We start from the raw sequence: 5,300 nt of genomic DNA, 5'->3' as shown, positions 1-5,300 counted from the left end.
ACCGGCGAAAGCCAGACCAGCAACACCCAGAACACTCTTACGCAGCATCGAAGTCATGATCAAAACTCCATTCGGGGGTAGACGTCCACGCGCCGGCACAAAGGGGGAACGGCACGCGGGTGAGCGCCCTACACGGACGCTGAAAGACCAAGAGGGAAGAAGAGAGGCGGATCAGATCCGCGATCCGAGGGCCCGCACACCCATCGCGGGTGGCGCCCATCGGGGGAACCATGTCCAACGACCAACCGGCCACCATCATTCCCGGGGCCGAGGCCGGGCCGGCGGCTCGCGGGGCGGGAGGGCCCTTCGCGGCGCCGGGACCATGTACAACGACCGACCGGCCCGGATCATTCCGCCGAACCGCCGGCCACACCCACACCCACGGAGGGCAAGCGGCCCTGCTCGATCAGCCACGGGTTACAACGCCCCCACCCCCGCCACGATTCCGCCGTCAGCCATGCCGCAGCCACGGCTGGAGACCGGACATTCGAGACGTCCCCCACAAACGTTCGCAGGGTGCGTCGGGCCAGCAAGCGGAACCGGACATCCGACTCCGCCGCGTCGTCCGGCTCGACCGGCGGATCCACCGAGGCGCGGTGACCGGAACGCAGAGACCGGAAATCCCACTCGCTGTCATCGGTGACCGGGCCCGCGGAACCGGACATCTCCGCACCGGCATCTGGTGACCGGCATGGCGGAAAACCGGAGGTCCAACTGCCCGGCGATGCGGTCAGGGCACGCGGAAAGCGGAGGTCAAACTGCCCGGCGATGCGGTCAGGGCACGCGGAAAGCGGAGGTCAAACTGCCCGGCGATGCGGTCAGGGCACGCGGAAAGCGGAGGTCCAACTCCCCCGGCGATGCGGTCACGGAACGCGGAAACCGGACGTCCAACTCGATCGCGATGCGCGGCGAGCGGCGTGTGCGTACCGGCAGCGCAGGTCGCAGGTCCGCTTTCGGCCACGGTGGGGTTACCCTGACAGCATGCAGGCCGTCTCCCCCACCGCGACCGGCGTGGCGTACCTGGCCCGGCCCGGCCGTCCCGCCGTGGTGGCCCGGACGCTGGCCGAGCTGCGCGGGCCCACCCGGGGGGTGGTGGAGTTGCCGGTGCGGCTGATGTGGAGCGCAGACCGCGCCTTCGACCTACGCGACCCCGACCAGCTGCTCTGGATGTACGAGAACGTGCTGCGGGAGACCACCAGCGCCGACGACCTACGCCAGCTCGTCAACGGCCGGACCCTTCGCCGGGTGTGGCGACTGCTCAACCTGCCCCGCAGCGTACGGCTGGCCTGGGAGACCCGGCACCGGGGTCTCCGGTCGGCGTGAGCGAGCGGAGCGAGCGAACCATCCGGCTCAGCAGCGTGGCACCTCGCGCCGACGCGGAGCAGAGCGAGGCGGCGGCGTGAGCGGAGCGCATCCGCACGAGTTCTACCGCGAGGTGGCCCGGGTGGCGTTGGCGGTCGCCGGGCCGCACCGCTTCGTACTCGGCGGCGGGGTGGCGTGGGCCGTGCACGGACTGGTCACCCGCCCCACCGAGGATGTCGACCTCTTCGCCGACGTGGAGGGCGCCGCCGCCGCGGCGGCGGCCGGGGTCCGGGCCGCGCTGGAGGCCGCCGGCTTCGAGGTGGTCGACGCGGATCCGGACAGCGACCTCGCCGACCTGTTCGACGGCTTCGACCGGGACATGCGGGACTTCGTGGTCGGTCGGGACGGCCGGCAGATCCGGCTCAGCCTGGCGCGACTCGACCGGCACCGCAGCCCGGTGGTGATGATGGACCTCGGGCCGGTGATGGACGTACGGGATCTGATCGCCAACAAGACCGCCGCCCTGGTCAACCGGCGCGAGGTACGCGACTACATCGACGTGGCGGCCGCCCTGGAGCACCGGGACGTGGCCGAGCTGCTGGACCTCGCCCGGCAACTCGACCCGGCCCTGGACGACGAGGACATCCGGGCGGCCGGACGCTACCTGGACCGCATCCCGGACCGTCGCTTCGCCCGCTACGGCCTCGGCTCCGCCGACATCGCCCAGGTTCGGCGGCAGCTGGCCGCCTGGCCACGCTGAGACCCACCGTCCGCCCTCCGACGGGCGAGCAGGTGCAGCTCTCGCGCCGCATACGGGCCCTTCCCGCAAACGGGGCTGGCTGTTGTGGCCACTGTTACCTTCGCTGGTTATGGTGCCGGCGGTGCCCATGAGGCGCCATCAACCGTCTGGAAGGGCAGCAAATGACCCCCTCTCCCACCGGCCCGTCCCGCCGCCAGGTGATCGTCGCCGCGGCCGCGGCGGCCGCCGCACCGCTGGTCACCGCCGCGCCCGCGGCGGCGACCGGCCCGAAGCGGACCTGGGACCTCACCCTGCTCGGTACGTCGGACACCCACGGAAACGTCTACAACTGGGACTACTACCGGGACGCCGAGTACGACGACAGCAGGCAGAACGACATCGGCGTGGCGAAGCTGGCCACCCTGATCAACCAGATCCGCGCCGAGCGGCGCGGCAAGGCCACCGTGGTGCTCGACGCCGGTGACACGATCCAGGGCACCCCGCTGGCCACGTACTACGCCAAGCAGGAGCCGATCACCGTCACCGGCGAGAAGCACCCGATGGCCCGGGCGATGAACGTCATCGAGTACGACGCGGTGACCCTGGGCAACCACGAGTTCAACTACGGCCTGCCGCTGCTGGACAAGTGGATCCGCCAGCTCGGCTTCCCGGCCCTGGCCGCCAACGCGATCAACGTCGCCACCGGCAAGCCGGCCTTCCTGCCGTACGTCATCAAGAAGGTCTCGCCCGGTTTCGCCGCACCGCCGGTGCGGGTCGGCATCCTCGGCCTGACCAACCCGGGCACCGCGATCTGGGACCGGGCGCACGTCGAGGGCGTGCTGCGCTTCGACGACATGATCGCCACCGCCGCGAAGTACGTGCCGATCATGCGAGACCGGGGCGCGGACATCATCCTGATCTCGGCGCACGGCGGCGACAGCGGCACCTCCAGCTACGGCCCGGAGCTGCCGGTCGAAAACCCGACCGCGATGATCGCCGAGCAGGTCCCCGGCATCGACGCGATCCTGTTCGGGCACGCCCACGCGGAGGTGCCCGAGCGGTTCGTGACCAACCAGAGCACCGGCGAGCAGGTGCTGCTCTCCGAGCCGTCGCGGTGGGGCCAGCGGCTGACCCGGATGGACTTCACGCTGATCCGCGAACGCGGCCAGTGGAAGATCACCAAGAAGTCCGCCACCCTGCTGAACACCAACACGGTGGTCGAGGACCCGAAGGTCCTGGCCGCGGTCCGCAAGCAGCACGAGAAGACCGTCGCGTACGTCAACCAGGTGGTGGCCCGGTCCACGGTGGAGCTGTCGGCCGCCGAGTCCCGCTACCAGGACACCCCGATCCTGGACTTCATCAACCACGTACAGACCGAGACGGTCAGCGCGGCGCTCGCCGGCACCGCGTACGCGGGGCTGCCCGTGCTGTCGATCGCGGCGCCGTTCAGCCGGACCGCGGTCTTCCCGGCCGGCGACGTGAAGATCCGCGACGTGGCCGGGCTGTACGTGTACGACAACACCCTCGAGGCGGTCGTGCTCAGCGGCGCCGAGGTGCGGGCCTACCTGGAGTTCTCCGCGAAGTACTTCCGCACCCACGCACCGGGTGCCCCGGTCAACCCGGACACGATCAGCGACCCGGCGGTGCCGGACTACAACTACGACGCCTTCTCCGGCATCGACTACGACATCGACATCTCCCGCCCGGTCGGCCAGCGGATCACCCGGCTGGTCCTGCCCGGCACCGACACGCCGGTGGCCGACGGCGCGCAGTTCGTGGTGGCGGTGAACAACTACCGGCGCAGCGGCGGCGGTAACTTCCCCGGCATCGTGAAGACCCAGGTGTACAACGCGCAGCAGGAGATCCGCCAGCTGCTCATCGACTGGGCGCAGGCCCGGGGCGCGATCGACCCGGCCGACTTCTTCCAGCCGAACTGGCGCCTGGTCCGCGAGGGCGTCCCGGTCTTCTGACCGCTGAACGAGGCACCCCCGGCGTTCACGCTGGGGGTGCCTCGTCTCGTTCCGTGCGGAGGTGAGCCGTTTGCTCGGCTGCCGGCTGGCCTTTGTCAGCCGAGCCGCTTGGCCAGGTCCACGAAGGACTGCCACGACGCGGGGTTGACGCGGAGGGTGCCGCCGTCCCGGTCCTTGGTGTCGCGCACCAGCACGACGCCCGGCAGGTTGTCGGCGACCTCGACGCAGGCTCCACCGTTGCCGCCGGACCTGGTCGACTTGCGCCACTGGGGGGCCATCACGTCCATGACTTCGCCACTTCCTTGATCAGCTCGATCGACTGCCGACGGGAGAGAGCCTCGTTGCGCACTATCTCCCACGTCTTGGCAAGCTTAGCGATATCGGCGGACGCATCGACGATCTGCGCCTTGAGCTGGTTGTCTGCATAGGCAACGCGGGCACCGTCCGGAAGTTCGGCGATGATGAACTGCCCGGCCAGGCCGAGATACATCCCGGCGTCGGCCGGCACGACGTGCAACTGGATGTGCTCCCGCTTGGCCTGCTCGATGAGATGGTCGAACTGCTCGGCCATCAATCCCGGCTGGTCGAGCACCGGCCGGCGGAGCACGCTCTCGTCCACCACGGCGATGAGCTGCGGCGGCCGCTCACGCTCCAGGATCGCCTGCCGCTCCAGCCGGGACGCGACGAGTTCGTCGACCTCCTCGGCGGTGAACCGACCGCCGGCCAGGGTCGCCCGCGCGTACCGCTCGGTCTGGAGCAGGCCCGGAAGGTAGGACAGCTCGAACCAGCGCAGCGTCGTCGCCTCCCGCTCGAACAGAATCCACTCCCGCAGCCAGGTCGGTGTCGGGTCGAGCTTGGACAGCTCCCGCAGCATCCGGGTGAACCTGCCCGCCAGCTCTGAGTCGTACGACGGATCGTGCGCACGATCGACCGCGAGCATGTAATCCCTGGTCGGCGGACGCCCACCGGTCTCGACCGAGCTGACGTGCGAACCCGAGTAGCCGATGGTCCGGCCGAAGTCGTCCTGACTCAGGGCGAGCGACGTACGAAGCAGGCGAAGCTCCATCAACACGTAGTCCGTGACGCTCCCCATCGATTCCCCATCTCCTGCCCTGTTCCGTCGGTACGCCGCCCAAACACCCCCGCTGCCCGCCCTGACCAGCGCATTCAGCGCGAGCACGTATCGAGAGTAGTGGTGTCCTCAGCAGACTGTCACGCATGCGGATCCGCTCCACGCCGGGGAGGGCTGGGGCGGGTTCTGCTTCGGGGCCGCCCCGCGCTTCCCCCGT

At 69.9% G+C, this 5,300-nt stretch carries 5 protein-coding genes; 3 read left to right on the top strand and 2 right to left on the bottom strand.

Annotated elements, in window-relative coordinates:
• The first annotated feature begins 981 nt into the window (after positions 1-981).
• The 3 genes from AB0M52_RS29955 (at position 982) to AB0M52_RS29945 (ending at position 4,011) form a co-directional block, all read left to right on the top strand.
• Entirely contained in the window at positions 982-1,323 is a 342-nt protein-coding gene (locus AB0M52_RS29955) for a hypothetical protein (protein WP_363960694.1), read from the top strand.
• A gap of 76 nt (positions 1,324-1,399) precedes the next feature.
• Positions 1,400-2,062 carry a nucleotidyl transferase AbiEii/AbiGii toxin family protein gene (locus tag AB0M52_RS29950; protein ID WP_363960692.1) on the top strand — a complete coding sequence of 221 codons (663 nt, stop codon included), beginning with the start codon at positions 1,400-1,402 and terminating at the stop codon, positions 2,060-2,062.
• A 161-nt stretch (positions 2,063-2,223) separates the two neighbouring features.
• Entirely contained in the window at positions 2,224-4,011 is a 1,788-nt protein-coding gene (locus AB0M52_RS29945) for a 5'-nucleotidase C-terminal domain-containing protein (protein WP_363960690.1), read from the top strand.
• A 95-nt stretch (positions 4,012-4,106) separates the two neighbouring features.
• Here the strand turns inward: AB0M52_RS29945 and AB0M52_RS29940 are convergent, their stop codons facing one another.
• On the bottom strand, positions 4,107-4,292 hold the full coding sequence (locus AB0M52_RS29940; protein WP_363960698.1) for a DUF397 domain-containing protein: 186 nt from the start codon (positions 4,290-4,292) through the stop codon (positions 4,107-4,109).
• A complete protein-coding gene (locus AB0M52_RS29935) occupies positions 4,289-5,104 on the bottom strand; it encodes a helix-turn-helix transcriptional regulator (RefSeq protein ID WP_363960696.1) in 816 nt (271 codons plus the stop codon). Before AB0M52_RS29935 ends, AB0M52_RS29940 begins: the two co-directional genes overlap by 4 nt.
• Positions 5,105-5,300 lie beyond the last annotated feature (196 nt).

The sequence above is a fragment of the Micromonospora sp. NPDC051296 genome, assembly GCF_040682255.1.
Lineage (GTDB): Bacteria > Actinomycetota > Actinomycetes > Mycobacteriales > Micromonosporaceae > Micromonospora > Micromonospora craterilacus.
The sequence above is the reverse complement of the archived record's forward strand: the minus strand, read 5'-3'. Positions and strand labels throughout refer to the sequence as shown.